Consider the following 26,635-nt stretch of genomic DNA (forward strand, 5'->3'; position numbering starts at 1 on the left):
CCGCCGATGACATTTGTCAGCAGGCCCGCGCCCCGGGCCCGGGTGGCGAAGTCGGGGGAAACACGAAGAAGGCCCCGATCGCAATGATCGGGGCCTTCTGCATACAGAGCGGACGACGCGACTCGAACGCGCGACATCCACCTTGGCAAGGTGGTGCTCTACCAACTGAGCTACGTCCGCATGCACTGCATTGCCGCGAGGCGATGCGTGCATCACTCTACCCGATCCACAGCAGTGGTCCGGAAGTGATGCAGAGCGGGTGACAGGGATCGCACACTGCGCCTTCCCTCTGGAAGAGGGATGTTCTGCTACTGAACTACACCCGCACGACCTCGGAGGCTTTGACCTGCGGTCTGGCCCCTCGGCGTGATCCACACACTAGCCGACGGATGGGGGTGCATGGCAAATCGACGCTCAGTGGGCTGCGTTGTAGGCCTCGTAGATCTTCTTCGGGATGCGCCCGCGCGGCGGCACGTCGAACTGGTTCGACCGGGCCCAGGCGCGGACGACCGCCGGGTCCGGGGCGACGGCGGTGTGCTTGAAGGCCTTCCCCGAGCGCGACTGGCGGCGGCCGGCGGCCACGAAGGGGGCGAGGCCCTTCCGCAGTTTCTTTGCGTTCGCCACATTGAGGTCGATCTCGTAGGACTTTCCGTCCAGAGCGAACACGACCGTTTCCGCCGCTTCCCCGCCATCGATGTCGTCGGAGAGCGTGACTACTACGCGCTGCGCCACGGATATCGGTCCCTTCGTGCGACGTCGCCACCTGCTGACGTGGGGCGATGTCGCCTGTGTGGATGTTTCGGGGCAATGCAACTTTCATCCGGAATCCGGAGTGATTCCTTTGTACCTCGATTCCCATTGCATTGCGAAGCCCAGTTAATTCTCTCCGCGTGTCCCGCCGCAATGCCGGGCGCGTGGTTTTCCGGCGGATTTTGCGAAGCGTTGGTGAAGCCGAAACGGCCCGGTGATCACGCCCCCGGGATATCTACCCGCGTAGAAATTTCTGCCGGGTACGCTGATGGAACCGCCTTCGCACCAACCACCACACGGGAGTGCCCGATGGCACGCGTCGTAGTCGACGTCATGCTCAAGCCGGAGATCCTCGACCCCCAGGGCCAGGCGGTGCAGCGTGCACTGCCGCGCCTGGGCTTCGAAGGGATCGCCGACGTCCGTCAGGGGAAGCGCTTCGAGCTCGAGGTGGAGGGACCGGTCGACCAGGCCGCCCTCGACCGCATCCACAAGATGGCCGAAACGTTCCTCGCCAACACCGTCATCGAAGACTTCACCGTGAAGGTCGAGGCCTGACGGTGACCACTCGCATCGGAGTCGTCACGTTCCCCGGAACGCTCGACGACCGTGACTCGCTGCGCGCCGTCCGCCTCGCGGGGGCCGAGCCGGTCTCGCTGTGGCACCGCGACAAGGACCTGCACCAGGTCGACGCGGTCGTCCTCGCGGGCGGCTTCTCCTACGGGGACTACCTGCGCGCCGGGGCCATCTCCCGTTTCTCGCCGGTGATGGAGACCATCATCGAGCAGGCCAAGGGCGGCATGCCCGTCCTGGGCATCTGCAACGGCTTCCAGGTCCTCACCGAGGCCCACCTGCTGCCGGGGGCGATGCTCCGGAACAACCACCTGCACTTCATCTGCCGCGACCAGAAGCTGCGGGTGGAGAACGCGGAGACCGCGTGGACCGGCGACTACACCGCCGGCCAGGAGATCTCCGTACCGCTCAAGAACATGGACGGCCGCTACACCGCCGACGAGCGCACGCTCGACGAACTGGAGGCCGAAGGCCGAGTGGCCTTCCGCTACCTGGACGGCAACCCGAACGGTTCGCTGCGCGACATCGCCGGCATCACCAACGCCGCGGGCAACGTCGTCGGCCTCATGCCGCACCCCGAGCACGCGGTCGAGCCGCTGATCGGGACGGGCCGCACCGACGGCCTCCCGTTCTTCACCTCGGTCCTGAAGAAGCTGGTCAGCGCATGAGCCTCGACACCGTCAAGAACGCCACCGAAACCCCGGACGCCTCCCAGCCCTGGAAGGAGCTCGGCCTCAAGGAGGACGAGTACGCCCGGATCCGGGAGATCCTCGGCCGCCGCCCCACGGGCGCCGAGCTCGCCATGTACTCGGTCATGTGGTCCGAGCACTGCTCGTACAAGAGCAGCAAGGTCCACCTGAAGCAGTTCGGTGAGAAGGCCCCCCAGAACGACGCCATGCTCGTCGGCATCGGCGAGAACGCCGGCGTCGTCGACGTCGGCCAGGGCTACGCGGTCACCTTCAAGGTCGAGTCGCACAACCACCCGAGCTACATCGAGCCCTACCAGGGCGCGGCCACCGGCATCGGCGGCATCGTCCGCGACATCCTCGCGATGGGTGCCCGCCCGGTCGCGGTCGTGGACCCGCTGCGCTTCGGCGCGGCCGACCACCCCGACACCCGGCGCGTCCTGCCCGGCGTCGTCGCGGGCATCGGCGGCTACGGCAACTGCCTGGGCCTGCCCAACATCGGCGGCGAGGTCGTCTTCGACGCCTGCTACCAGGGCAACCCGCTGGTCAACGCCGGCTGCATCGGCGTGATGAAGCACGAGGACATCCACCTCGCCCAGGCCTCCGGCCCCGGCAACAAGGTCATCCTCTACGGTGCCCGCACCGGCGGCGACGGCATCGGCGGCGTCTCGGTCCTCGCGTCCGAGACCTTCGACGACACCAAGCCCACCAAGCGCCCCGCCGTCCAGGTCGGCGACCCCTTCCAGGAGAAGCTCCTCATCGAGTGCACCCTGGAGATCTTCAAGGAGAAGCTGGTCGCGGGCATCCAGGACCTCGGCGGCGCCGGGCTCTCCTGCGCGACCTCCGAGCTCGCCTCCGCCGGTTCCGGCGGCATGCGGGTCGAGCTGGACACCGTGCCGCTGCGCGACGCGACGCTCTCGCCCGAGGAAATCCTCATGAGCGAGTCGCAGGAGCGCATGTGCGCGATCGTCGAGCCGCAGCACGTCGACCGCTTCATGGAGATCTGCGAGAAGTGGGACGTCATCGCCACCGTCATCGGTGAGGTGACCGAGGGCGAGCGCCTGGAGATCTTCTGGCACGGCGAGCAGATCGTGGACGTGCCCCCGGGCACCGTCGCCCACGAGGGCCCCGTCTACAACCGCCCCTACGCGCGCCCCTCCTGGCAGGACGCGCTCCAGGCGGACGACGCCGGCAAGCTGCCGCGTCCGCAGACCTCCGAGGAGCTGCGCGCGCAGGTCCTCGCGCTGGTCTCCTCCCCGAACCAGGCGTCGAAGTCGTGGGTCACCGACCAGTACGACCGCTTCGTCCAGGGCAACACCGTCCTCTCGCAGCCCGAGGACGCGGGCATGGTCCGCATCGACGAGGAGTCCAACCTCGGCGTGGCCATGGCCACCGACGGAAACGGCCGCTTCGCCAAGCTCGACCCGTACACGGGCGCGCAGCTGGCGCTGGCGGAGTCGTACCGCAACGTGGCGGCGACCGGCGCCAAGCCGCTCGCCATCTCCGACTGCCTGAACTTCGGTTCCCCCGAGGACCCGGACGTCATGTGGCAGTTCGCCGAGGCCTGCCGCGGTCTGGCGGACGGCTGCCTGGAGCTGGGTACCCCGGTGACCGGCGGCAACGTCTCGCTCTACAACCAGACGGGCGACATCGCGATCCACCCGACCCCGGTCGTGGCGGTCCTCGGTGTGATCGACGACGTCAACCGCCGTACGCCGATGGCCTTCAAGGAGGCCGGCCAGCTGCTGTACCTGCTGGGCGACACGGCCGAGGAGTTCGGCGGTTCGGCCTGGTCGCAGGTGGTCCACGACCACCTCGGCGGCATGCCGCCGAAGGTGGACCTGGGCCGCGAGAAGCTGCTCGGCGAGATCCTGATCTCCGCCTCGCGCGACGGCATGATCGACGCCGCGCACGACCTGTCCGACGGCGGCGTGATCCAGGCGCTCACCGAGTCCTGCCTGCGCGGCGGCAACGGTGCCCGGATCGTGGTGCCCGAGGGCCTGGACGCCTTCACCTTCCTGTTCTCCGAGTCCGCGGGCCGGGCCATCGTGGCCGTCCCGCGCAGCGAGGAGCTCCGCTTCACCGACATGTGCGGTGCGCGCGGCCTGCCGGTCACCCGCATCGGCGTGGTGGACGGCGAGGAGATCGAGATCCAGGGCGAGTTCACCCTCCCCCTGGCCGAGCTCCGCGAGGCCCACGAGACGACGATCCCGGCCCTGCTGGCCTGATCGCACCGCCTCGGCCACGAGCCCCCGACCGCATTCCGCGGCCGGGGGCTCGTGTCGTCGGCGGAACCGGCGGCCCGAGTAGGGTCGGGGCATGCCGCCCCGAGGGAAGAAGCCGCGTACCTACGACCCCGCGAAGATCCGTACGGCCGTCACCGCGCAGTTCGCGCATGTGTGCCGGGCCGTCGGGGAGTTGGGGCCCGAGCAGCTGGCGCGGCCCAGCGGGCTCGGCGACTGGAGCGTTGCCGAACTCGCCGGGCACATCGCCTGGATCGCCGACTCGCTGGCCACCGGCCTGGCCCGGCCGCCCGCCGCCGTCCCCGAGCTGTCGGCGGTCGAGTGGCCCTTCGCCACCGCCTCCCTCGCCGGGGTGATCTCCGAAGCGGCCCGGGAGACCCTGACCGGGGCCCCGCTGCCCGAGCTGTACGACCGGGCGGCCGCCCGGATGGCGCAGGCCCTCGCGGCGCATCCGGGCGAGCGCGTGCTGGACCTGTGGATCGGGGACATGACCCTGGCCGACTTCCTGGTCACCCGGACCGTGGAGCTGGTGGTCCACACCGACGACCTGAACCGGGCCGCCGCACTGGACATCCCGATCGACCGGCAGGCCCTGGCCGCCTGCACCCGGCTGCTCGCCGACGCCCTCGCCCTCAAGGCGCCGGGCGGCTCGGTCGAGGTCCGCGTCCCGCCCTTCGCGGTGGTCCAGTGCATCGAGGGCCCGCGGCACACCCGCGGCACCCCGCCGAACGTGGTGGAGACCGACCCGCTGACCTGGATCCGGCTCGCGACCGGCCGTACGGGATGGGCCGAGGCCCTCGACGGGGCGCACGTACGGGCCAGTGGCGAGCGGGCCGATCTCTCGGCGCTGCTCCCGCTGATGAGCTGAGGGGAACGGCCATGGTGGAACCTTCGCGGCGTCCGGTCCGTCCCAGGGGCATGCGTACCTTCCGGCACGTCCCCGCCTCCGCGGGCCTGGCCCTGGCCCTCACGCTCGCCCTCGCCGGATGCGGCGAGGCCGAGGACGGCCGCGGCGCCCGGCTGCCCGACCCCATGGGCTCCTGGGCCGTCGAGTCCCTGACCACGGGCGGCCGCACCCTGCACGCGCCCGAGACCGCCCACCTCGACATCGGCAGGAACGAGGTCAAGGGCAACTACGGCTGCAACGGCTTCACCGCGGTGGCGGCCTTCGCCGGTACCTCCGCGGTGACCGTCACGCCCGGCGCCTCGACCACCATGGCCTGCGCGGACATGGAGTTCGAGACGGCCTTCGCCAAGCTGTTCCAGGGCAGGCTGACGATCGACCGGGGACCGGACCGGCTCACCCTGAAGACCGCGGACGGGAACACCATCGCCATGACCGCGGCGCCCGCGGTCACGGACGCCCCGCTCACCACGACCGAGTGGACCGTGGAGTCCCTGGTCAGCGGTGGGACCGCGGCCTCCCTGCCCGCCGAGGCGGCCGGGAAGGCACGGTTCACCATCGCCCCGGACCTCACCGTGAGCGGCAGCCTCGGCTGCAACCGGTTCAGCGCCCAGGCCACCGTGGAGGGCTCCACGGTCACCTTCGGGCCGCTCACCTCGACCCGGATGGCCTGCGAGGGAGCGGTCGGCGAGCTCGAGCGGACGCTGACCCAGCTGTTCGGCAGCGGCCCGCTCACCGCGAAGGCGGAGGGCCGGACCCTCACCCTCACCGCCCCCGACGGCAAGGGCCTGACCGCGAAGGCGGCCTCCGCCGCCGAGTGACTCACACGTGCGCCGTGCCGCCGTCCTTCGCCATGGCGGCGGCGATGGTGCGCGCCGATCCGGCCCACGCCTCGTCGGGGATCCGCGGCAGCACGTCGTCCCACAGCGGCAGGTTGGAGCCGCGCAGCTGGAGCATGCCCTCCGGCCGGGCGAACTGGAACAGGTGCAGGTGGGCGGCCCCGTCCCCGTACTTTGCGACGTGGACCCGGGCGATCCCGCCCAGCTCGCGCACCGCCCGCTCGATCCGCTGCAGCATCGGACCGAGCTCCGCCGCCCGCTCGGGCGGCAGGTCCGTCAGGTCGCGGTGGACGCGCGGGACGAGCTGCACGATCGCGGGCATGGAGGAGTGGATCCCCCGCAGCCGCCAGTGCTCGTCGGTCCACAGGAAGGCGGAGTCGGGCAGGACGCACACCTCGCAGCCCTCCGGGCCGTCCTCCCCGTTGCGCGGCGGCTCGGGGAGGACCGGCGGCTCCAGGGGCCTGATGCCGAGCTCGCCCTCGAAGGGGAAGGTCTCCCACAGGGCGACGCCGTCGGAGGCGAAGGGTATGGGCTCTCCGACGGGCAACCGGCGTACGTACTCACTGGGTTCGGTCATGCGGTGATCATGGCATCGGTCAGGCCGGGTACGGGAGGAGCTGGGCGTCCACCTTCTCCCAGGCCGCCCGCAGCTGCGCCAGCCGGGCCGGTTCCACGGCGGCCTTGTCGGCCTGCTCGCGGACGTCCCCGGCCAGGTTGAACAGCTGGTCCCTGCCCGCCTTGCCGCGGTAGTACTTCCAGTCCCCGCGGCGCAGCGCCCGCTCGCCCCGGACCCGCCAGAACAGGTCCCGCTCGGCGGCCTTCTCGCCGCGCAGCAGGTACCCGGCCAGGCTCACCCCGTCCAGCGGGTAGGCCGGGTGCGGGCGGGCCCCGGCGACCTCCAGCAGCGTCGCCGTCCAGTCCGGGCTGAACACCGGGACGTGGCTGACCTGCCCGCCGTCCAGCCGGGCGGGCCAACGCGCGATGTTCGGCACGCGGATCCCGCCCTCCTGGAGGGAGGCCTTGTTGCCGGACAGCGGCCAGTTGTACGAGAAGCGCTCGCCGCCGTTGTCGCTGGAGAAGACGACGAGGGTGTCCTCCTCCTGGCCGGAGCGCCGCAGTGCCTTCAGCACCTCGCCGACCGAGCGGTCGAGGTCCTCGACCATCTCCTTGTACTTCTCGACCGAGCCGCCGTCCTGGTGCCACAGGGCGCGCCCGTCGCCGGCCTTGATCCGGCGGACGATCTCGGCGCTCTGTTCGGTGTCCCCGTCGGCGATCCACGGCCAGTGCGGGGTGGTGAAGTTGAGGTTCAGCAGCCACGGCTTGCCGTGGTGGTCGCGCGAGACGTACTCGCTCGCCCGCTCGGTGATGATCCGGGTGTAGTAGCGCAGGTCCTTGTACTCGGCGTCGCCCTCGTAGAGGTCGTACTCCCCGCCCAGGCCCAGCTTGGAGTAGTACTCCAGCGCGCCGCCGAAGTTGCCGAAGAACTCGTCCCAGCCGGACCTGGTCGGGCTGTGGTCGGGCAGGTAGCCCGCGTGCCACTTGCCGATCAGCGCGGTGGAGTAGCCGGCCGACTTCAGCAGCGAGGCCAGCGTCGGGTGGGTCGGGTCCAGGCCGGCCGACCTGTCGGCGATCGGCTCGGCCAGCCCGCCCTTGGTACGGGCCGGGTAGCGCCCGGTGTACAGGCTGAACCGGGTCGGCGAGCAGGTCGCGGAGCCCGAGTAGGCGTCGGTGAACCGGACGCCCTGGCGGGCGAGGCGGTCCAGGTTCGGGGTCTTGATGTGCGGGGAGCCGTACGAGGACAGGTCGGCCCAGCCCAGGTCGTCGCCGAGGATGAACAGGATGTTCGGCCGGCGGGACGACCGGGGCCGCCCGGCCCGGAACTCCCGCTCCTGCGGCGCGTTCTGCCCGTCCCCGGCGGCCGGGGAGGCGGCGGCCGGGGAGGCGGCGGCCGGGGAGGCGGCGGCCGGGGAGGCGCCCAGCCCCACCGCCGCGGCGGCCGCGCTCACGCCGACCGCGCCGCCGAAGGCGCGCCGGGACAGGTTGGGTTCGTACGAGGTCACAGGTACTCCAAGGCATGGCCCGCCGGCCCGCCCCGGGCGGCGCGGGACGGCGCGCGGCACGGCAGGGCAGGCTCGGGCAGGGATCAGGAAAGGAAAAGAACGGAAAGCGGCGTGTGACTACGCAGAACAGCGACAGATGGCGCTCGCGACACGGACAAGGTCCACGTGCCGGCGCTCGACGAGGGTGACGGTTCGGTCACCGAGAGGCTGCATGGGGCGAGAGCCTGTACGAATGCCCATGCGCCTGTCAACAAGGGCATTCCGGATGCCGAGACGGAATGGATCGGTCACCCTCTGTGCTGTGACATTTCCCGGCCGTCCCCAATTCGGACCAGTGGTCGATCTCGCCTACACTCGGGAGCGTGCCTCGTGGTGATGGACGACTCAACCACGACCTGCTCCCCGGCGAAAAGGGCCCCCAGGACGCTTGCGGCGTCTTCGGTGTCTGGGCTCCGGGTGAAGAGGTCGCCAAGCTCACCTACTTCGGACTGTATGCCCTGCAGCACCGTGGACAAGAGTCCGCGGGAATCGCTGTGAGCAACGGTTCCCAGATCCTCGTCTTCAAGGACATGGGACTCGTTTCCCAAGTCTTCGACGAAACCTCTCTCGGCTCGCTCCAAGGTCATATCGCGGTCGGTCACGCCCGCTATTCGACCACCGGGGCCTCCGTCTGGGAGAACGCCCAGCCGACCTTCCGTGCGACCGCCCACGGCTCCATTGCCCTGGGTCACAACGGCAACCTGGTGAACACCGCCGAGCTTGCCGAGATGGTCGCCGACCTCCCCCGTCAGGACGGCCGTGCCACCCAGGTGGCCGCCACCAATGACACCGACCTCGTCACCGCCCTGCTCGCCGGTCAGACCGACGACGAGGGCAAGCCCCTGACCATCGAGGAGTCGGCCGCCAAGGTCCTGCCTCAGGTCAAGGGCGCCTTCTCCCTCGTCTTCATGGACGAGGGGACCCTCTACACCGCCCGTGACCCGCAGGGCATCCGCCCGCTGGTCCTCGGCCGCCTGGAGCGCGGCTGGGTGGTCGCGAGTGAGACCGCCGCCCTCGACATCTGCGGCGCCAGCTTCGTCCGCGAGGTCGAGCCGGGCGAGCTCATCGCGATCGACGAGAACGGTCTGCGCACCTCTCGATTCGCGGAAGCGAAGCCCAAGGGCTGTGTCTTCGAGTACGTCTACCTGGCGCGCCCGGACACCGACATCGCCGGCCGGAACGTCTACCTCTCGCGTGTCGAGATGGGCCGGCGCCTGGCCAAGGAAGCCCCGGTCGACGCCGATCTGGTGATAGCGACGCCGGAATCCGGCACGCCCGCCGCCGTCGGATACGCCGAAGCCAGCGGGATCCCGTACGGATCCGGCCTGGTCAAGAACGCCTACGTGGGCCGGACCTTCATCCAGCCCTCGCAGACGATCCGCCAGCTCGGCATCCGGCTCAAGCTCAACCCCCTCAAGGAAGTCATCCGGGGCAAGCGCCTGGTGGTCGTCGACGACTCGATCGTCCGCGGCAACACCCAGCGCGCCCTGGTCAAGATGCTCCGCGAGGCCGGCGCGGCGGAGGTCCACATCCGGATCTCCTCGCCGCCGGTGAAGTGGCCGTGCTTCTTCGGCATCGACTTCGCCACCCGGGCCGAGCTGATCGCCAACGGCATGACGGTCGAGGAGATCGCCACTTCCCTGGGTGCGGACTCGCTCTCGTACATCTCGCTCGACGCGATGGTCGAGGCGACCACGATCCAGAAGCCCAACCTCTGCCGTGCCTGCTTCGACGGCGAGTACCCGATGGAGCTGCCCGACCCGCAGCTCCTGGGCAAGCAGCTGCTGGAGTCCGAGCTCGCGGGCGGCACGGACGCCGCCGACGCGCTCCGCCGCCCGTAGCCCTGGCTCAACCTGCGCCGGGCCCTGTCTTTGAGGCTTCTCCCAGGGCCCGGCACCACACGCAGTAACGACACGAAAGCTCTCTCCTGTCATGACAGAGAAGACCACCGGTGCCAGCTACGCAGCCGCAGGCGTGGACATCGAAGCGGGCGACCGCGCCGTCGAGCTGATGAAGGAGTGGGTGAAGAAGACGCAGCGCCCCGAGGTCCTCGGCGGCCTCGGCGGCTTCGCCGGCCTCTTCGACGCCTCCGCCCTCAAGCGCTACGAGCGCCCGCTGCTCGCCTCGGCCACCGACGGCGTCGGCACCAAGGTGGACATCGCCCGCCAGCTCGGCGTGTACGACACCATCGGCCACGACCTGGTGGCGATGGTCATGGACGACATCGTCGTCTGCGGCGCCGAGCCGCTCTTCATGACCGACTACATCTGCGTCGGCAAGGTGCATCCCGAGCGTGTCGCGGCGATCGTCAAGGGCATCGCCGAGGGCTGTGTCCTCGCCGGCTGCGCCCTGGTGGGCGGCGAGACCGCCGAGCACCCCGGCCTGCTGGGCCCGGACGACTTCGACGTGGCCGGTGCCGGAACGGGCGTCGTCGAGTACGACCGCCTGCTCGGCGCGGATCGCATCCGTACGGGTGACGCCGTCATCGCGATGGCTTCGTCCGGCCTTCACTCGAACGGGTACTCGCTGGTCCGCCACGTCCTCTTCGAGCGCGCCAAGATGTCGCTCGACCAGCACGTGGAGGAGCTCGGCCGGACCCTCGGCGAGGAGCTCCTGGAGCCCACCAAGATCTACTCGCTGGACTGCATGGCCCTCACCCGTACGGCCGAGGTGCACGCCTACTCGCACATCACCGGCGGCGGCCTCGCGGCGAACCTGGCCCGGGTGATCCCGGACCACCTGCACGCCACGGTCGACCGTTCGACCTGGGCCCCCGGCGCCATCTTCGACCTGGTCGGCAAGGCCGGTCAGGTGGAGCAGCTGGAGCTGGAGAAGACCCTGAACATGGGCGTCGGCATGATGGCCGTCGTTCCGCAGGAGTCGGTGGACGTGGCGCTGACCGCGCTGGCCGACCGGGGCGTCGACGCGTGGGTCGCGGGAGAGATCCTGGACCGCGGCGACCACACCGAGGGCGCGACCATGACCGGTTCCTACGCGAGCTGAGCAGCACTGAAACCCGGCCCGGGGCGATGCCCTGGACCGGGTTTCAGTCTTTTGTCTGTCGTGCAGACGCCTCAGGGCGTCAAGCGCCGCGACGCTGTGACGACGGCCCGGACTCTTCGTCCTCGTCGTCGTCATCCCTGTTGTAGAGGTCCGCGTACCGAGCGTACGGGTCGTCCTCGTCCAGTTCGTCGTCGTCTACCTCGACCGGCTCGCTGACAGGCAGCGGTTCCACGGTCGATGCGCCCAGCTCGTTGGCCAGACGCGAGAGGTCAGTCCCGCCGCTGCTGTACTTCAGCTGGCGGGCGACCTTCGTCTGCTTGGCCTTTGCCCGGCCGCGCCCCATGGCTCGACCCCCTCGGTGACGGGGCTCGACGGCCCCAGAGTCTGACACGCGTTCATGGTTCGGAGCGGGCTCTCCGTGGAGAGACCGTCCGTAGGGGTTTAACGGTACCTGCTTCCGCGGCCATACGGTACGCCGCCCGCATGACGCGCCCCGGTGCAGAACCAACAAGGCGCCCCGTCCTCGCTGGTCAGCTGCGATTTTAACCTTTTCCTGGCGGGCGACCCGCCGAAGTGCAGTGAGTTCCGTCTCGCCGCACCCCGGCGGGCGCACCCGAAAGCCCCGGGAAGGGCCTAGACGGCGCGCGCGGCGCGGCCGTCGGCCATGCGCTGCTCGGCGATCCGGTCGGCCGCAGCGGCCGGCGGAATGCCGTCCGCCTTCGCACGGGCAAAGATCTCCAGCGTGGTGTCGAAGATCTTCGTGGCCTTGGCCTTGCAGCGGTCGAAGTCGAAGCCGCGCAGCTCGTCGGCGACCTGGATGACACCGCCCGCGTTGACCACGTAGTCGGGCGCGTAGAGGATCCCGCGGTCCGAGAGGTCCTTCTCGATGCCCGGGTGGGCGAGCTGGTTGTTCGCCGCGCCGCAGACGATCGTCGCGGTGAGCGCCGGGACGGTCTCGTCGTTCAGGGCACCGCCGAGCGCACAGGGGGCGTAGATGTCCAGGCCCTCGGTGCGGATCAGCGCGTCCGTGTCGGCGACGGCGGTGACCTTGCCCGGGTGCTTGTCCAGGATCCGGCGTACGGACTCTTCCCGTACGTCCGTGATCACGACCTCGGCGCCGTCCTCCAGCAGGTGCTCGACCAGGTAGTGGCCGACCTTGCCGACACCGGCCACGCCGACCTTGCGGCCGCGCAGGGTCGGGTCGCCCCACAGGTGCTGGGCGCTGGCGCGCATGCCCTGGAAGACGCCGAAGGCGGTGAGGACCGAGGAGTCGCCGGCGCCGCCGTTCTCGGGGGAGCGGCCGGTCGCCCAGCGGGTCTCGCGGGCCACGACGTCCATGTCGGCCACGTAGGTGCCGACGTCGCAGGCGGTCACGTAACGGCCGCCGAGGGACTCCACGAACCGGCCGTAGGCCTGGAGCAGTTCCTCGGTCTTGAGGACGTCCGGGTCGCCGATGATCACGGCCTTGCCGCCGCCGAGGTCGAGACCGGCGAGCGCGTTCTTGTACGACATGCCGCGCGAGAGGTTCAGCGCGTCGAGGACGGCCTCCTCGTCGGAGGCGTACGCGTGGAAGCGCGTACCGCCGAGGGCGGGGCCCAGGGCGGTGGAGTGGATGGCGATGACGGCCTTCAGGCCGGTGGCGCGGTCCTGGCACAGCACGACTTGCTCGTGGCCGCCCTGCTCCGTACGGAACAGGGTGTGCAGGACGCCGTCGGTCATTTCGGTCACGGTGGTGACTCCCATGGAAGAGATGCGGCGGAAAGACGCCCGCCCTGCGGGTGGGGGAGGGCGTGCTGGGAGCAGAGTAAGACCTGGGGGCCGCCCGTAGGGGACCTGTCCGAGGATCGAAACACTCCCGTGGCGCGAGCCCCGGAGGTGAACCGGACCCCGTGGAAGGGCAGTACGAGAGCGTGAGCGAATCCTCCGATCTCCCGCTGCCGTCCGCGCGCTCGGCGCCGACCGTCCCGTACGCCTCCTACCTGCGCATCTACGAGCCCTTGGCGGCCTTCGCCGAGCCGGAGCGCACGCACTGGGCCGACTACGCCCGGCGCGGGACGACCCCGACCGCCCAGGACGAACTGCGCCGGTCGCTGTCGGACTTGGTGCGGGTCCCGGTGGTGGGGGTGCCGGCCCACGAGAGCGCGGACGCCTTCACGGCGGTGGTCGACGGGGTGCTGCTGGTCTGCCCGTGGCGCACCCGGCTCCGCGGCTGGCTGGCCCTCCAGGAACTCGTCGAGTGGTTCCCGCGCCCGGTGCTGGACGCGGCGCTCCCGCCGGGGGCCCGCCGGAGGGCGGCCGAGGAGTACGAGCACTGGCGCGAACGGAACCCGGACGCGCGCCCCTGGATCCGTACGGGGGTGTGGCAGGTTCCGCTGCGCTGGTTCGTGCTGGTGGCGGACGAGGAGCGGGACCACGTGCCGGGCGAGCGGCTGCGCTACCGCACGCCGATGGTGCAGGCCCGGCGGCGGCTCGCCCGCGCGCTGCGGACCCTGCGCGACGCGGAGGGGTACGGGATGCTCGCCGACGGGCTGGTGGAGGTGGGGAGCTGGCTGGAGGAGTTCCACCCGCGCTCGATGGTCGAGCTGGACTACGGCGGGCTGCTGTACGCGCTGCCGGCGGACCGGCTGGCGGCCGACCGCTCGGCCGGGGACCTCGCGGCGGGTATCGCGGCCCTGCGGGCCGGGGACCCGGAGGGCGCGACCGAGGTGTACGAGGAGCTGGCGGAGCGGTGGAGAGCGGTCCGGGAGCGGCTTTTTGCGAATTAGGCCGAAAGGGGCCTGTGTGGCTGGTTTCACTCAGGAGGGGTCAGTACGTATCGTCCGGTATCGGTCGATCGGTCAATACTGGCTGATCAGAGGCCTGATCATGGCATTTGGGACGTAGTACCAGGACCTACGTCCCGATACGGGCCATTGGCCCAAGCGTGACGGACCGCACTAACTACACCCTTGCGCCCTTCCCCTACCCTCGTGCCAAAATAGGACAAGGAGTCCGGGGAGGGTTCCTTCCGCCCAACTAAGGGCGGAATGCTCGGCATTGCACTCTACGGGGGGTCTGACGACTCCTGATCGCTCTGTGACTGATCGTCACAGTGGGGTGACTGTCCGTTATGGGACGGTCCATCGGCTTCCGCCGCTGATGAACACCTCGGAGGGCAATTCCGTCGGTTTGGCCGTCGAGGCTGGACGGATGGTGTAGTTGTAGTGCCGAGGACAAGCCGTTCGTCCTATAACCGACTCGGCCCGCGTATGTCCATTTCGGGCAACGCGGGCCAAGGTGCAGAATTTAGAGGAAAGAACCGAGATGGTTCGGTTCTCCCGAGGAGGCCGCTCATGACCGCTCGCACCCCTGATGCCGAGCCGCTGCTGACCCCGGCTGAGGTTGCCACGATGTTCCGCGTGGACCCGAAGACGGTCACCCGCTGGGCCAAGGCTGGCAAGCTCACGTCCATCCGCACCCTGGGTGGACACCGCCGGTACCGCGAGGCCGAGGTTCGCGCACTGCTCGCGGGAATTCCGCAGCAGCGCAGCGAAGCCTGAGGTCGCGTAAACACCCCGCTTTAACGGGTTTATATCGGGTCCCCCAATCCGATGAAACCCACATAGCTTCATACGGCCGGGCCTGCCCCAACAGGTTCCGAGCCGTTCGATCGCGCTGGACTCCGCCGGGTCCAGCGCGATCTTTTTATGCCCAGGTCAGGGCGGTCTCGATCGCGCGCAGGATCGCCGGCAGGGTAGGTGCCATTGCACATATTCTATCGAGCCGGCGTATGGGTGCGATAAAAGTATGAGTCTCAAAAACTCATGCGGTGACTCCCGTCACAGATGATCACTCTTGTATATCCGGTAATGCACCCCGTAAAGGGGACGCGGTTCGCGAGGCACATCATGCGAACGGGGGATTCCGGGTGACGGCCGCCTCGGGGGCCTTTCGGCCGCGGTGCCAGAAGGTCCGGACGGGCCCGCACGGGTCCGGAGAAGTCGGGCGCGTGCCCGGGGAGAACCCGTCACGCGGTCATGGGCGCCCCGTAGGCGCGCCGGACGCGGCCCGGAGGTGTTGCGCGGCGCCGCGGGTGCTCCACGCGCCCCAGGCGGCCCCCAAGGCCGTCCGGGCGGTGCCGCCCGCCAACGCGTCAGGGCCCGTATCCCCAGAGGGATACGGGCCCTGACGTTTCTGCGAACCTGACGGGACTTGAACCCGCGACCTCCACCTTGACAGGGTGGCGAGCTAACCAACTGCTCCACAGGTCCTTGATTTGCGGCCGCTCGGCGGCTGCGAATCAGACTGTACCGCAGCTCAGGGGGTGCAGTCGAACCGGACCACGGCGCCGGTCACGGCGCCGCCGCATCCACCGCCTTCACGATCCGCTTGTCGGAGATCGGGTACGCCGTCCCGAGCGCGTGCGCGAAGTAGCTGACGCGCAGTTCCTCGATCATCCAGCGGATGTCGGTGACCGTGGACGGGACCGGGCGCCCCTTCGGCAACTGCTCCAGCAGCCAGGCGTACTCGTCCTGCATCTCGTGGACCTTCTCCATGCGCGTGGTGTCGCGCTGGACGCCCGTGGGCATCTGCTGGAGCCGCCGGTCCACCGCCACCAGGTAGCGCATCAGGTCCGGCAGCCTGCGCAGCCCCGTGAGCGTCACGAAGCCGGCCGGCATGAGGGCCGCCAGCTGCGTCTTGACGTCCTGGATGTTCGCGACCAGCGCCAGGCTGCCCGTGGCCTTCAGGCGGCGCTCACAGGCCTGCCAGGCGGCCAGCACCTGCTGCACCTGGCCCACCGTGCGCACGGTCGTGTCCACCAGGTCGGCGCGGACGGCCTCGTAGAGCCTCCGGAAGCCCGCCTCGTCCCAGGCCGGGCCGCCGTGGTCGGCGATCAGCCTGTCGGTCGCCGCGGTCGCGCAGTCGTCGAAGAGCGCCTGGATGGAACCGTGCGGGTTCCTGGACAGGGCCAGCTTCTGCTGGTTGGTCAGGTGGTCCGAGGCGAACTTCGCCGGGTTCACCGGGATGTTCAGCAGGATGAGCCGCCGGGTGCCCAGCCACATCGCCTGCTGCTGCTCGGCCTCCGTGTCGAAGAGCCGTACGGACACGGTCGCGCCCTCGTCCACCAGCGCCGGGTACGCCTTCACCGGCTGGCCCGCCCGACGGGTCTCGAAGACCTTGGTCAGCGTGCCGATCGTCCAGTCGGTCAGCCCGGTGCGCTCCACCGACTCCCCGCCCGCCCGCTCGGCGGTGGCCGCGGCGGCCTTGGAGAGCGCCTGGCGGGCCTTCGGCTTCAGCCTCAGCCGCAGGGCCTCCAGGTCCTTGTCCTCGGCGAGGTTCTTGCGGCGCTCGTCGACGATCCGGAAGGTGATCTTCAGGTGATCCGGGATCCGGGTGAGGTCGAAGTCCTCGGCCGAGACCGGGACCCCGACCATCCGCTGGAGCTCGCGCGCCAGCGTGACCGGCAGCGGCTCCTGCAGGGGCACCGCCGTGTCCAGGAAGCGGCCGGCATAGTTCGGCGCGGGCACGTAGTGCCGGCGGATCGGCTTCGGCAGCGAGCGGATCAGCTCGGTGACGACCTCCTCGCGCAGGCCCGGGATCTGCCAGTCGAAGCCCTCGTCGGTGACCTGGTTCAGCACCTGGAGCGGGATGTGGACGGTCACGCCGTCGGCGTCCGCACCCGGCTCGAACTGGTAGGTCACCCGGAACTTCAGCTGCCCCTGCCGCCAGGAGTCCGGGTAGTCGGCCTTGGTGACCCCGGCCGCCTTCTCGGTCAGCAGCATCTCGCGCTCGAAGTCGAGGAGTTCCGGCTCCTCGCGCTTCTTGTGCTTCCACCAGGAGTCGAAGTGCGCCCCCGAGACCACGTGGGCGGGGATCTTCTGGTCGTAGAAGTCGAAGAGCGTCTCGTCGTCCACCACGATGTCGCGGCGCCGGGCCCGGTTCTCCAGCTCCTCCACCTCGGTGAGGAGCTTGCGGTTGTCGGCGTAGAACTTGTGGTGGGTGCGCCAGTCACCCTCGACCAGCGCGTTGCGGATGAACAGCTCGCGCGAGACCTCCGCGTCGATCCGGCCGTAGTTGATCTTCCGCTGGGCCACGATCGGTACGCCGTACAGCGTGACCTTCTCGTACGCCATCACGGCCGCCTGGTCCTTCTCCCAGTGCGGCTCGCTGTACGTGCGCTTGACCAGGTGCTGCGCCAGCGGCTCCACCCACTCGGGCTCCACCTTGGCGTTCACCCGGGCCCACAGCCGCGAGGTCTCCACCAGCTCGGCCGACATCACGAACTTCGGCTGCTTCTTGAAGAGCGAGGAGCCCGGGAAGATCGCGAACTTGGCGCTGCGGGCACCGAGGTACTCGTTCTTGTCGGTGTCCTTGAGCCCGATGTGCGAGAGCAGACCGGCCAGCAGCGAGACGTGGACGACCTGCTCCGGGGCGTCGGCCTCGTTGACGTGGATGCCCATGCCCTTGGCGACCGTGCGCAGCTGGGAGTAGATGTCCTGCCACTCGCGGATCCGCAGGAAGTTCAGGTACTCCTGCTTGCACATCCGGCGGAACGAGGACGAGCCGCGCTCCTTCTGCTGCTCGCGCACGTAGCGCCACATGTTCAGGAACGAGAGGAAGTCGCTGGTCTCGTCCTTGAACCGGGCGTGGTTCTGGTCGGCCTGGGTCTGCTTGTCCGAGGGCCGCTCGCGCGGGTCCTGGATGGACAGGGCCGCCGCGATGACCATGACCTCGCGGACGCAGTTGTTCTTGTCGGCCTCGATGACCATGCGGGCCAGCCGCGGGTCCACGGGGAGCTGGGAGAGCTGGCGGCCCATCTGGGTGAGCCGCCTCGACGGGTCCTTCTCGGCCGGGTCCAGCGCGCCGAGCTCCTGGAGCAGCTGCACGCCGTCGCGGATGTTGCGGTGGTCCGGCGGGTCGATGAAGGGGAACTTCTCGATCTCGCCGAGGCCCGCCGCGGTCATCTGGAGGATGACGGAGGCCAGGTTCGTCCGGAGGATCTCGGCGTCGGTGAACTCGGGACGGGCGTCGAAGTCGGCCTCGGAGTACAGCCGGATGCAGATGCCGTCGCTGGTACGGCCGCAGCGGCCCTTGCGCTGGTTGGCGCTGGCCTGCGAGATCCGCTCGATCGGCAGGCGCTGGACCTTGGTGCGGTGGCTGTAGCGGGAGATCCGGGCGGTGCCCGGGTCGATCACGTACTTGATGCCGGGGACGGTCAGCGAGGTCTCGGCGACGTTGGTCGCGAGGACGATGCGGCGCCCGGTGTGCTGCTGGAAGACGCGGTGCTGCTCGGCGTGCGAGAGGCGTGCGTAGAGAGGGAGAACCTCGGTGAAGCGGAGATTGCGTTTGTTCAGGGCGTCCGCCGTGTCGCGGATCTCCCGCTCGCCGGAGAGGAAGACCAGGATGTCGCCCGGCCCCTCGGACTGGAGCTCGTCCACGGCCTCGCAGATCGCGGTGATCTGGTCCCGGTCGGAGTCGTCGCCCTCCTCGCCGTCCTCCTCCAGGAGCGGCCGGTAGCGCACCTCCACCGGATACGTACGCCCGCTGACCTCGACGATCGGCGCCTCGCCGAAGTGCCGGGAGAAGCGCTCGGGGTCGATGGTCGCCGAGGTGATGACGACCTTGAGGTCGGGACGCTTCGGCAGCAGCGTGGCCAGGTAGCCCAGCAGGAAGTCGATGTTCAGCGACCGCTCGTGGGCCTCGTCGATGATGATCGTGTCGTAGGCGCGCAGCTCGCGGTCCGTCTGGATCTCGGCGAGCAGGATGCCGTCCGTCATCAGCTTCACGAAGGTCGCGTCCTGGTCCACCTGGTCGGTGAAGCGGACCTTCCAGCCGACCGTCTGGCCGATCTCGGACTTCAGCTCCTCGGCGATCCGCTCCGCGACCGTGCGGGCGGCGATCCGGCGGGGCTGGGTGTGCCCGATCATGCCCCGGACGCCGCGGCCCAGCTCCATGCAGATCTTGGGGATCTGCGTGGTCTTGCCGGACCCGGTCTCGCCCGCGACGATCACGACCTGGTGGTCGCGTATCGCCTCGGCGATTTCGTCCTTCTTCTGGCTGACGGGCAGGTTCTCGGGATACGTGACCTCCGGCATCCGCGAGGCACGGCCGGCCAGTCGCTCGGCGGCCTTGGCGGCCTCCGCGGCGATCTCGTCGAGCACGGCCTGCTTGGCCTCGGGCTTGCGGATACGGCGGGCGCCTTCGAGGCGGCGGCCGAGGCGGTGCGCGTCACGGAGGGAGATCTCACCGAGAAGCGTCTGCAGGGCGGCGAAGGAAGTAGACATACCTGGTCGAGGATCTCACCTGGGCCCTCCGGGTGGCGAACGCATTTGTGGGGCGGACCCGTACCATTTCGGGACGAGTCCGTCGGTCGTACGAGTGAGAGGCGTCCCACCTTGTCCCGCCCCCGCCTCTTCGGCTGCGCCGTGCTCGCCGTACTGGCGGTGCTGCTGGGCTGCACGTCCCCGGCGGTGGCGCTCGCCCCGACGGCCCGAACGGCTCCGGCCCCGGTCCCGGCGGCCGTCTCGGTCCCGGCCCCGGACACCGGATCGGCCGTGGTGTGGCCACGGGCGGCCGTGTACACCGACTCCGACGGTCCCGCCTGCGCGCCGGCGGCTCCCGGGCACGGGGGCACGCCCGCCGTACCCACGCGCGCCGCGGGCGAGCAGCACGCCCAGGTCCCGGCGGCCCGGGCGGCGCCGGAAGCCGCCGGTCCGGCCGCGGCCGTGCCCGTACGGACCCCCGTACGCGGCCCCGACCGCCCGGCCCCCGACCGGCTGGAGCTCTGTGTGATGCGGGTGTAGAAGGACCGGTCCCCCGGTCCGTCCACACCCACCCACCCACCCGCAGTACTGGAGCACCCGCATGCCCTCCTCGACGAAGTCCTCGGCCAAGAAGTCCGCCACGAAGCCCCTGCTGCTCTCCGCCGGGGTGGCCCTCGCCGCGATCACCCTCGGCCTCGTCTCCTGGCGGGCCACCGCCCCTGCCGAGACCGGCTCGGCCGGTTCCGGTTCCGGTTCCGCCTCCGTCACCGCACCCCGGACCGACCCCGCCGCCGGGCTCAAGGCGCTGGCCCGCCGCGAGTCCGGCGACAAGCTCGCCGTCGGCCGCGCCGACGCGCCCGTCGTGCTCATCGAGTACTCCGACTTCAAGTGCGGCTACTGCGGCAAGTTCGCCCGGGACACCGAGCCCGAACTGATGAAGAAGTTCGTCGAGGACGGCACCCTGCGCATCGAGTGGCGCAACTTCCCGATCTTCGGCGCCGAGTCCGAGGCGGCCGCCAAGGCCGCCTGGGCAGCGGGCCAGCAGGACCGCTTCGACGCCTTCCACGCCGCCGCCTACGCCGCCGGCTCGAAGGAGAAGGGCTTCGCCGAGCCCCGGCTCGTGGAGCTGGCCCGGGAGGCCCAGGTGCCCGACCTGGAGCGCTTCAAGGCCGACATGGCCGGCGAACAGGCCGCGGCGGCCCTGAAGAAGGACCAGGAGGAGGGCTACCGCATCGGCGTCACCTCCACCCCTTCCTTCCTGCTGAACGGCAGGCCCATCGCGGGCGCCCAGCCGCTCGACACCTTCACGTCCGCCATCGCCAAGGCGAAGGCCGAGGCGGCGAAGCAGTGACCGACATCGGATACCTGGCCGCCCTGCTGGGCGGCCTCCTCGCGCTGCTCAGCCCCTGCAGCGCCCTGCTGCTGCCGGCCTTCTTCGCGTACTCCATCGACTCCACCTCGCGGCTCCTGGCGCGCACCGGGATCTTCTACGCGGGCCTCGCGAGCACCCTCGTACCGCTCGGGGCGGCCGGCTCGTACGCCGGGCGGTTCTTCCACGGCCACCGCGACCAGCTCGTGCTGGCCGGCGGCTGGCTGATCATCGCGCTCGGCCTCGCGCAGATCCTGGGCCTCGGCTTCGCCCCGAAGCGGATCTCCGAGCTGTCGGGCCGGATCCGGCCGACCACCGCCCTGTCGGTGTACGCGCTCGGGGCGGTCTACGGGCTGGCCGGTTTCTGCGCCGGCCCGATCCTGGGCAGCGTCCTGACGGTCGCGGCGGTCAGCGGCAGCCCCGTCTACGGCGGCCTGCTGCTCGCGGTCTACGCCCTGGGGATGGCCGTACCGCTGTTCGTCCTGGCGCTGCTGTGGGAGCGGTTCGACCTGGGCAGGCGGCGCTGGCTGCGCGGGCGGGCCCTGCGCGTCGGCCGCTTCGGGCTGCACACCACCTCGCTGCTGTCCGGGCTGTTCTTCATCACCCTGGGCGTGCTGTTCCTCGCCTACGACGGGGCGAGCGCGCTGCCGGGGCTGCTGGACGTGGACGACTCGTTCGCCGTGGAGCAGCGGGTCCGCTCGCTGGCGGACGCGGTCCCGGACGGGGTGCTGCTCGGGCTGGTGGCCGCCGGGGCGGTGGCCACCGGCGTCGTCCAGTGGCGCCGCAGGGAGCGCGCGGCGGCGGCCGAGACCGGAGGGGAGTAACCACAGAAGGCCCCGTCCGAGGGACGGGGCCTTCTTGATGGTGGCTGGGGCCGGGGTCGAACCGGCGACCTATCGCTTTTCAGGCGATCGCTCGTACCAACTGAGCTACCCAGCCACGAAACCGTTTCCGGCTTCAGCGATCCTGACGGGACTTGAACCCGCGACCTCCACCTTGACAGGGTGGCGAGCTAACCAACTGCTCCACAGGACCTTGCAGTGTGCGAGAACAAGTCTTGCACACGGTAATGCGTACCCCCAACGGGATTCGAACCCGTGCTACCGCCTTGAAAGGGCGGCGTCCTGGGCCACTAGACGATGAGGGCTAAAGGCCCGCCGGGCACTTCTCAGCGCGTCGGGGACGTGAGAAGCATATGGGATCCGGGGAGCTATCGCCAAAACGGTTTCCCCCGGAGCGACAATGGCCGGGTGCTGGAGATGACGCGCGAGGAGTTCGAAGAGCTCGTCGCAGAGGCCCTGGACCGGATCCCGCCGGAGCTGACGCGGCTGATGGACAACGTGGCGGTGTTCGTCGAGGACGAACCGCCCGCCGACGACCCCGAGCTGCTCGGTCTGTACGAGGGAACTCCGCTGACGGACCGCGGCGAGTGGTACGCCGGGGTGCTGCCGGACCGGATCACGATCTACCGCAATCCCACGTTGCGCATGTGCGAGGACCGGGAGAGCGTGGTCGCGGAGACGGAGGTCACCGTGGTGCACGAGATCGCCCACCACTTCGGGATCGACGACGACCGGCTGCACGCGCTGGGGTACGGGTGACCCGGCCGGTCCCGGCTCCCGGCGACGGGGCGGCGCGTGCGGCGCAGCCGGTGGAGGCGATCGATCCGGACGTCGACCTGCACGTACCCGCGCAGCGCGCCGAGCCGCAGGGCCGGGTGCTCGCGGCGGTGGCGGCGGGCGGCGCGATCGGGGGCGCGGCGCGGTACGGGGTCTCCCTGATGTGGCCGGCCGGGCCCGGGGCCTTCCCGTGGGCGACCCTGTGGATCAACGCCTCCGGCAGTGCGCTGATCGGCGTACTCATGGTGCTGATCAGCGAGGGCGGCCGGACGTCACCGCACCCGCTGCTGAGGCCCTTCGCGGGGGTGGGCGTGCTCGGCGGCTTCACCACCTTCTCCACCTACGCGGTGGACTTCTCGCGGCTCCTGGACGAGGGGGAGACGGGAACCGCGCTGGCCTACGGCGGGCTCACGGTGGTGGCGGCGCTCGGCGCGGTGTGGGCGGCGGCCGCGGCGACCCGGCTCGCGGTCCGCGGGCGCGGACCCGGGCGCGTTCCGCGGTGAACTGGCTGCTCGTGGTGGCGGGCGCGGCCGTCGGCGCGCCGCTGCGCTACCTGATCGACCGGGCGGTGCAGGCGCGGCACGATTCCGTCTTCCCCTGGGGCACCTTCGTGGTCAACGCGGCCGCCTGTCTGGTGCTCGGGGCGCTGGCCGGGGCGGCGCTGGCGGGAGCCGCCCCGTCGCGGCTGCAGTCGCTGCTCGGGGCCGGGCTGTGCGGGGCGCTCAGCACGTACTCGACGTTCTCGTACGAGACGCTGCGGCTGGCCGAGCGCGGCCGGGGGTTCCTGGCCGCGGCGAACGTGGTGATGTCGGTGCTGGTCGGGCTGGGTGCGGTGCACCTCGGGTCGCAGGTGGCGCTGCGGCTCTTCGGCTGAGGGTCCGGCCCGGCTCCGTCCCGGGCTTCGTCCGGGCTTCGTCCCGGTGTTCGCCCGAGGGCGTGTCCCTTGTGGGTCAAAGGGAGTTGGGCACATTGACCCGCTCATGCGGAAAGTTCACCCTCAGGCTCCGGAGGTGCCCCCGTGCGCCAGTTGTCCGCTTCCCTCCGACTGGCCGTCACCGCGCTCGCGGTCGCGGCGACGGCCGGCTGCATGAGTGTCGGCGAGAACGCGGCCAAGCCCGGGCCCTCCGCTTCGGGGGACCGCCGCGGCGGCGCCGAGGCGGGCGCGGGGGCCGCCGCGGGGCGGGGCTCCGGGGTCCGCGGCAACGGGCACGGCGTGAAGGACGGTACGGGGAGCCAGGACGGCAGGCCCAAGGAGGACGGCAAGGCCTCCGGTGCGACCGGGGCCTCGCCGAGCCCGGGTGCGCCGAGCGCCCGGCCGGGGGTGCCCGTCCCGTCGGCGGGACCGGGCGGCGGCGCGGGCGGGCAGGGCCCGCAGGAACCCACGACGGGCGGCTCGGGCGGCGGCTCCGGCGGCCCGGGCGGTTCGGCCGGCGGACAGCAGTCGGCGAGCCCGACCCCGGCGCCCCCGGCCACGACTCCCCCTGTGACGGAACCCACTCCGCAGCTGCCGACTCCGCAGCCGGAGCCGACCACCCAGCCGGCCCCCGAGTTGTAGGCCGGGCGGGCACCCGGCCGGGTCCGCGAGGCCCCGGTCCGGTGCCGGCGCCGAGGGCGTCTTCGCAGGTCAGGGACGTTTCTGCGGGAGCGACTTGCCAGACCCCGGGGAGGGTGCGTATGGTTATAGATCGTTTGATCCCATTGCCCGGCGCCGAATCCGAAGAGCGCCGTGTGGCGCGTACTCTCCCTAGCCGTGGCTGACCGCATTGAGGCGGTCGATTTGCGATTCACGGAGTTTGGGCGCGTGCCGAGACTCCGGAAGGTTTCGCATTTCGCATGTCCATTTCCAGCTCTGACCGTTCCGTCATGCCCGAGAACGACTCCAACGAGATGATCGACGCCGAGGCCCTTGTGGTCACCGAGGCGATCGAGGCCGCCGAGGCGGACGAGATCATCGAGGCTCTTGAGGCCGACGTGAACACCGACGGGTCCTTCGAGGACTCGACCACCGACTTCGACGACGACGCGGACGCTGACGCCGACGCCGAGCCCTCGATCACCTTCGGCGACCTCGGTCTCCCCGAGGGCATCGTGCGCAAGCTCGCCCAGAACGGCGTCACCGCCCCCTTCCCGATCCAGGCCGCGACCATCCCGGACGCCCTGGCCGGCAAGGACATCCTCGGCCGTGGCCGCACCGGCTCCGGCAAGACCCTCTCCTTCGGTCTGCCGACCCTGGCCTCCCTGGCCGGCGGTCACACCGAGAAGAAGAAGCCCCGCGCGATCATCCTCACGCCGACCCGTGAGCTCGCGATGCAGGTCGCGGACGCGCTCCAGCCCTACGGCGACGTGCTCGGCCTGAAGATGAAGGTCGTCTGCGGCGGTACCTCCATGAGCAACCAGATCTACGCTCTGGAGCGCGGTGTCGACGTCCTCGTCGCCACCCCCGGCCGTCTGCGCGACATCATCAACCGTGGCGCCTGCTCCCTGGAGAACGTCCAGGTCGCGGTTCTCGACGAGGCCGACCAGATGGCCGACCTGGGCTTCCTGCCCGAGGTCACCGAGCTGCTCGACCAGATCCCCGGCGGCGGCCAGCGCATGCTCTTCTCCGCCACCATGGAGAACGAGATCGGCACCCTGGTCAAGCGCTACCTGTCCAACCCCGTCACGCACGAGGTCGACAGCGCGCAGGGCAACGTCACGACCATGACGCACCACGTCCTCGTCGTGAAGCCGAAGGACAAGGCGCCGGTCACGGCCGCCATCGCCGCCCGCAAGGGCCGCACCATCATCTTCGTCCGCACCCAGCTGGGCGCCGACCGCATCGCCGAGCAGCTCGTCGAGGCCGGCGTGAAGGCCGACGCGCTGCACGGCGGCATGACGCAGGGTGCCCGTACCCGCGTCCTCGCCGACTTCAAGGACGGCTACGTCAACGCGCTCGTCGCCACCGACGTCGCCGCCCGCGGCATCCACGTCGACGGCATCGACCTGGTCCTGAACGTGGACCCGGCCGGCGACCACAAGGACTACCTGCACCGTTCGGGCCGTACCGCCCGCGCCGGCAAGTCCGGTGTCGTGGTCTCCCTCGCGCTGCCGCACCAGCGTCGCCAGATCTTCCGCCTGATGGAGGACGCGGGCGTCGACGCCTCGCGTCACATCGTCCAGGGCGCCGGCGCGTTCGAGCCGGAGGTCGCCGAGATCACCGGTGCCCGTTCGCTGACCGAGGTCCAGGCCGACTCCGCGAACAACGCCGCCAAGCAGGCCGAGCGCGAGGTCGCCGAGCTCACCAAGCAGCTCGAGCGCCTGTCGCGCCGTGCCGTGGAGCTGCGCGAGGAGGCCGACCGCCTGGTCGCCCGCTCCGCCCGTGAGCGCGGCGAGGACCCGGAGGCCGCTGTCGCCGAGGTGGCCGAGGCCGCCGAGGCCGAGGTCGCGGCTGCTGCCGCCGCCGCTGCCGCCGAGCTGGCCGCGCAGGAGCGCCGCGAGGAGCAGCGCGCCCAGCGTGACGACCGTGGCAACTTCGAGCGTCGCGACAACCGTGGCGGCGACCGCGGTGGCGACCGTGGCGGCTTCCGCCGTGACGACCGCGGTGACCGCGGTGGCCGTCCGTCGGGCGGCTTCAACCGTGACGACCGTGGTGGCGACCGTGGTGGCTTCCGCCGCGACGACCGTCCGTCGGGTGGCTTCCGCTCCGGTGGCGACCGTCCGGCCGGTGGTGGCTTCCGTCGTGACGACCGTCCCTCCGGTGGCTTCAACCGCGATGACCGTGGTGGCGACCGTGGTGGCTTCCGCCGCGACGACCGTCCGTCGGGTGGCTTCCGCTCCGGTGGCGACCGTCCGGCCGGTGGTGGCTTCCGTCGTGACGACCGTCCCTCCGGTGGCTTCAACCGCGATGACCGTGGTGGCGACCGTGGTGGCTTCCGCCGCGACGACCGTCCCTCCGGTGGCTTCCGCTCCGGTGGCGACCGTCCGGCCACGGGCAACGGCACGTACAACCGTGACGACCGCACCTCCGGTGGCTTCCGCTCCGGTGGCGGCGACCGCCCGTTCAACCGCGACCGTCGTGACGACCGTCCGGCCGGCGGCTTCCGCTCCGGCGGCGGCGACCGCCCGTACGGCCGCCGTGACGACCACCGTCCGTCCGGCTCCGGCTCCGGCTCCGGTTCCACCGGCGGCTTCGGCGGCCGCCGCGACGACAAGCCGCGCTGGAAGCGCAACGGCTGATCGCAGCTGAGCTGAACCCCTGAGAAAGGGCCCGTACGACACCCCAGGTGCCGTACGGGCCCTTTCTTCGCTCCCTGGAACTGATGGTGCGTAAC

General features: G+C 70.6%; 24 protein-coding genes and 6 tRNA genes. 17 read left to right on the forward strand and 13 right to left on the reverse strand.

Annotated features, from left to right (window positions below):
• Positions 1 to 107: 107 nt before the first annotated feature.
• From KO717_RS19275 to KO717_RS19285, 3 genes are all read right to left on the reverse strand, one after another.
• Positions 108 to 180: transfer RNA gene (locus tag KO717_RS19275), tRNA-Gly, on the reverse strand.
• 74 nt (positions 181 to 254) lie between these two features.
• Positions 255 to 326 (reverse strand) — tRNA-Gly (locus KO717_RS19280).
• A gap of 88 nt (positions 327 to 414) precedes the next feature.
• Entirely contained in the window at positions 415 to 732 is a 318-nt protein-coding gene (locus KO717_RS19285; RefSeq protein WP_301369297.1) for a histone-like nucleoid-structuring protein Lsr2, read from the reverse strand.
• Positions 733 to 1,059: 327 nt separating this feature from the next.
• On the opposite strand from KO717_RS19285, the gene purS reads away from it, so the two are divergent.
• The 5 genes from purS (at position 1,060) to KO717_RS19310 (ending at position 5,974) form a co-directional block, all read left to right on the forward strand.
• Complete coding sequence (gene purS / locus KO717_RS19290) at positions 1,060 to 1,305, forward strand: phosphoribosylformylglycinamidine synthase subunit PurS (RefSeq protein WP_030009438.1); 246 nt, start codon at positions 1,060 to 1,062, stop codon at positions 1,303 to 1,305.
• A 2-nt stretch (positions 1,306 to 1,307) separates the two neighbouring features.
• A complete protein-coding gene (purQ, locus tag KO717_RS19295; protein ID WP_030768819.1) occupies positions 1,308 to 1,988 on the forward strand; it encodes a phosphoribosylformylglycinamidine synthase subunit PurQ in 681 nt (226 codons plus the stop codon).
• Positions 1,985 to 4,234 carry a phosphoribosylformylglycinamidine synthase subunit PurL gene (gene purL / locus KO717_RS19300; protein ID WP_301369308.1) on the forward strand — a complete coding sequence of 750 codons (2,250 nt, stop codon included), beginning with the start codon at positions 1,985 to 1,987 and terminating at the stop codon, positions 4,232 to 4,234. The genes purQ and purL overlap by 4 nt, the downstream gene beginning before the upstream one ends.
• 91 nt (positions 4,235 to 4,325) lie before the next feature.
• Positions 4,326 to 5,117 (forward strand): maleylpyruvate isomerase family mycothiol-dependent enzyme, encoded by a 792-nt coding sequence (locus KO717_RS19305; protein WP_301369310.1) that lies wholly within the window; start codon positions 4,326 to 4,328, stop codon positions 5,115 to 5,117.
• A gap of 50 nt (positions 5,118 to 5,167) precedes the next feature.
• Positions 5,168 to 5,974, forward strand: coding sequence for an META domain-containing protein (locus KO717_RS19310; RefSeq protein WP_301369312.1), 807 nt, complete (start codon positions 5,168 to 5,170; stop codon positions 5,972 to 5,974).
• Position 5,975: 1 nt separating this feature from the next.
• Here KO717_RS19310 and KO717_RS19315 read toward each other — a convergent pair whose 3' ends face one another.
• The 3 genes from KO717_RS19315 to KO717_RS37355 all read right to left on the reverse strand — a co-directional run bounded on the left by KO717_RS19315 (position 5,976) and on the right by KO717_RS37355 (position 8,292).
• Positions 5,976 to 6,569: an HIT family protein gene (locus KO717_RS19315; protein WP_301369313.1), complete on the reverse strand. Its 594-nt coding sequence runs from the start codon at positions 6,567 to 6,569 to the stop codon at positions 5,976 to 5,978.
• A gap of 19 nt (positions 6,570 to 6,588) precedes the next feature.
• Complete coding sequence (locus KO717_RS19320) at positions 6,589 to 8,052, reverse strand: sulfatase-like hydrolase/transferase (protein ID WP_301369315.1); 1,464 nt, start codon at positions 8,050 to 8,052, stop codon at positions 6,589 to 6,591.
• 117 nt (positions 8,053 to 8,169) lie between these two features.
• Positions 8,170 to 8,292 carry a putative leader peptide gene (locus tag KO717_RS37355; RefSeq protein WP_351150916.1) on the reverse strand — a complete coding sequence of 41 codons (123 nt, stop codon included), beginning with the start codon at positions 8,290 to 8,292 and terminating at the stop codon, positions 8,170 to 8,172.
• Between the two features lie 122 nt (positions 8,293 to 8,414).
• Between KO717_RS37355 and purF the strand changes: the two genes are divergently transcribed.
• Both purF and purM read left to right on the forward strand, forming a co-directional pair.
• Positions 8,415 to 9,932: an amidophosphoribosyltransferase gene (gene purF / locus KO717_RS19325; RefSeq protein WP_301369317.1), complete on the forward strand. Its 1,518-nt coding sequence runs from the start codon at positions 8,415 to 8,417 to the stop codon at positions 9,930 to 9,932.
• Between the two features lie 91 nt (positions 9,933 to 10,023).
• A complete protein-coding gene (purM, locus tag KO717_RS19330; protein ID WP_301369319.1) occupies positions 10,024 to 11,094 on the forward strand; it encodes a phosphoribosylformylglycinamidine cyclo-ligase in 1,071 nt (356 codons plus the stop codon).
• 79 nt (positions 11,095 to 11,173) lie between these two features.
• Here purM and KO717_RS19335 read toward each other — a convergent pair whose 3' ends face one another.
• Positions 11,174 to 11,437: a DUF3073 domain-containing protein gene (locus tag KO717_RS19335; protein WP_030009392.1), complete on the reverse strand. Its 264-nt coding sequence runs from the start codon at positions 11,435 to 11,437 to the stop codon at positions 11,174 to 11,176.
• 290 nt (positions 11,438 to 11,727) lie between these two features.
• Entirely contained in the window at positions 11,728 to 12,837 is a 1,110-nt protein-coding gene (locus tag KO717_RS19340; protein ID WP_301369321.1) for a Leu/Phe/Val dehydrogenase, read from the reverse strand.
• A 167-nt stretch (positions 12,838 to 13,004) separates the two neighbouring features.
• Here KO717_RS19340 and KO717_RS19345 point away from each other — a divergent pair, with 167 nt between their 5' ends.
• Positions 13,005 to 13,859 carry a hypothetical protein gene (locus KO717_RS19345; protein ID WP_301369323.1) on the forward strand — a complete coding sequence of 285 codons (855 nt, stop codon included), beginning with the start codon at positions 13,005 to 13,007 and terminating at the stop codon, positions 13,857 to 13,859.
• A gap of 567 nt (positions 13,860 to 14,426) precedes the next feature.
• Positions 14,427 to 14,633: a developmental transcriptional regulator BldC gene (bldC, locus tag KO717_RS19350; protein WP_003949541.1), complete on the forward strand. Its 207-nt coding sequence runs from the start codon at positions 14,427 to 14,429 to the stop codon at positions 14,631 to 14,633.
• 637 nt (positions 14,634 to 15,270) lie between these two features.
• Here bldC and KO717_RS19355 read toward each other — a convergent pair.
• Positions 15,271 to 15,344 (reverse strand) — tRNA-Asp (locus KO717_RS19355).
• An 81-nt stretch (positions 15,345 to 15,425) separates the two neighbouring features.
• Positions 15,426 to 19,358, reverse strand: a complete 3,933-nt coding sequence (gene hrpA / locus KO717_RS19360; protein WP_301369530.1) for an ATP-dependent RNA helicase HrpA — start codon at positions 19,356 to 19,358, stop codon at positions 15,426 to 15,428.
• Between the two features lie 111 nt (positions 19,359 to 19,469).
• Here hrpA and KO717_RS19365 point away from each other — a divergent pair, with 111 nt between their 5' ends.
• The 3 genes from KO717_RS19365 to KO717_RS19375 all read left to right on the forward strand — a co-directional run bounded on the left by KO717_RS19365 (position 19,470) and on the right by KO717_RS19375 (position 21,530).
• The gene (locus KO717_RS19365; RefSeq protein ID WP_301369531.1) at positions 19,470 to 19,877 is read left to right on the forward strand and encodes a hypothetical protein; all 408 of its coding nucleotides are present in this window, start codon (positions 19,470 to 19,472) and stop codon (positions 19,875 to 19,877) included.
• A gap of 61 nt (positions 19,878 to 19,938) precedes the next feature.
• Positions 19,939 to 20,688, forward strand: coding sequence for a DsbA family protein (locus KO717_RS19370; protein ID WP_301369532.1), 750 nt, complete (start codon positions 19,939 to 19,941; stop codon positions 20,686 to 20,688).
• The gene (locus KO717_RS19375; protein ID WP_301369533.1) at positions 20,685 to 21,530 is read left to right on the forward strand and encodes a cytochrome c biogenesis CcdA family protein; all 846 of its coding nucleotides are present in this window, start codon (positions 20,685 to 20,687) and stop codon (positions 21,528 to 21,530) included. The genes KO717_RS19370 and KO717_RS19375 overlap by 4 nt, the downstream gene beginning before the upstream one ends.
• Positions 21,531 to 21,568: 38 nt before the next feature.
• Here KO717_RS19375 and KO717_RS19380 read toward each other — a convergent pair.
• From KO717_RS19380 to KO717_RS19390, 3 genes are all read right to left on the reverse strand, one after another.
• Positions 21,569 to 21,645, reverse strand: a tRNA-Phe gene (locus KO717_RS19380).
• Between the two features lie 22 nt (positions 21,646 to 21,667).
• Positions 21,668 to 21,741: transfer RNA gene (locus KO717_RS19385), tRNA-Asp, on the reverse strand.
• Positions 21,742 to 21,780: 39 nt separating this feature from the next.
• A tRNA-Glu gene (locus KO717_RS19390) sits at positions 21,781 to 21,853 on the reverse strand.
• Positions 21,854 to 21,956: 103 nt separating this feature from the next.
• On the opposite strand from KO717_RS19390, the gene KO717_RS19395 reads away from it, so the two are divergent.
• The 5 genes from KO717_RS19395 (at position 21,957) to KO717_RS19415 (ending at position 26,540) form a co-directional block, all read left to right on the forward strand.
• Positions 21,957 to 22,307, forward strand: a complete 351-nt coding sequence (locus KO717_RS19395) for a metallopeptidase family protein (RefSeq protein ID WP_030726307.1) — start codon at positions 21,957 to 21,959, stop codon at positions 22,305 to 22,307.
• Complete coding sequence (locus tag KO717_RS19400) at positions 22,304 to 22,828, forward strand: FluC/FEX family fluoride channel (RefSeq protein ID WP_437184531.1); 525 nt, start codon at positions 22,304 to 22,306, stop codon at positions 22,826 to 22,828. Before KO717_RS19395 ends, KO717_RS19400 begins: the two co-directional genes overlap by 4 nt.
• On the forward strand, positions 22,825 to 23,199 hold the full coding sequence (gene crcB / locus KO717_RS19405; protein ID WP_301369534.1) for a fluoride efflux transporter CrcB: 375 nt from the start codon (positions 22,825 to 22,827) through the stop codon (positions 23,197 to 23,199). Before KO717_RS19400 ends, crcB begins: the two co-directional genes overlap by 4 nt.
• 144 nt (positions 23,200 to 23,343) lie before the next feature.
• Complete coding sequence (locus tag KO717_RS19410; protein WP_301369535.1) at positions 23,344 to 23,880, forward strand: hypothetical protein; 537 nt, start codon at positions 23,344 to 23,346, stop codon at positions 23,878 to 23,880.
• 278 nt (positions 23,881 to 24,158) lie between these two features.
• Entirely contained in the window at positions 24,159 to 26,540 is a 2,382-nt protein-coding gene (locus KO717_RS19415) for a DEAD/DEAH box helicase (RefSeq protein ID WP_301369536.1), read from the forward strand.
• Positions 26,541 to 26,635 lie beyond the last annotated feature (95 nt).

Source organism: Streptomyces xanthophaeus, from assembly GCF_030440515.1.
GTDB lineage: Bacteria > Actinomycetota > Actinomycetes > Streptomycetales > Streptomycetaceae > Streptomyces > Streptomyces kutzneri.

Coding starts and splice junctions, on each gene's coding strand:
- purS (WP_030009438.1), top strand. CDS start 1,060: ATGGCACGCGTCGTAGTCGACGTCATGCTCAAGCCGGAGATCCTCGAC.
- purL (WP_301369308.1), top strand. CDS start 1,985: ATGAGCCTCGACACCGTCAAGAACGCCACCGAAACCCCGGACGCCTCC.
- KO717_RS19305 (WP_301369310.1), top strand. CDS start 4,326: ATGCCGCCCCGAGGGAAGAAGCCGCGTACCTACGACCCCGCGAAGATC.
- KO717_RS19310 (WP_301369312.1), top strand. CDS start 5,168: ATGCGTACCTTCCGGCACGTCCCCGCCTCCGCGGGCCTGGCCCTGGCC.
- KO717_RS19315 (WP_301369313.1), bottom strand. CDS start 6,569: ATGACCGAACCCAGTGAGTACGTACGCCGGTTGCCCGTCGGAGAGCCC.
- KO717_RS37355 (WP_351150916.1), bottom strand. CDS start 8,292: ATGGGCATTCGTACAGGCTCTCGCCCCATGCAGCCTCTCGGTGACCGA.
- purM (WP_301369319.1), top strand. CDS start 10,024: ATGACAGAGAAGACCACCGGTGCCAGCTACGCAGCCGCAGGCGTGGAC.
- KO717_RS19335 (WP_030009392.1), bottom strand. CDS start 11,437: ATGGGGCGCGGCCGGGCAAAGGCCAAGCAGACGAAGGTCGCCCGCCAG.
- KO717_RS19340 (WP_301369321.1), bottom strand. CDS start 12,837: ATGGGAGTCACCACCGTGACCGAAATGACCGACGGCGTCCTGCACACC.
- bldC (WP_003949541.1), top strand. CDS start 14,427: ATGACCGCTCGCACCCCTGATGCCGAGCCGCTGCTGACCCCGGCTGAG.
- hrpA (WP_301369530.1), bottom strand. CDS start 19,358: ATGTCTACTTCCTTCGCCGCCCTGCAGACGCTTCTCGGTGAGATCTCC.
- KO717_RS19370 (WP_301369532.1), top strand. CDS start 19,939: ATGCCCTCCTCGACGAAGTCCTCGGCCAAGAAGTCCGCCACGAAGCCC.
- KO717_RS19415 (WP_301369536.1), top strand. CDS start 24,159: ATGTCCATTTCCAGCTCTGACCGTTCCGTCATGCCCGAGAACGACTCC.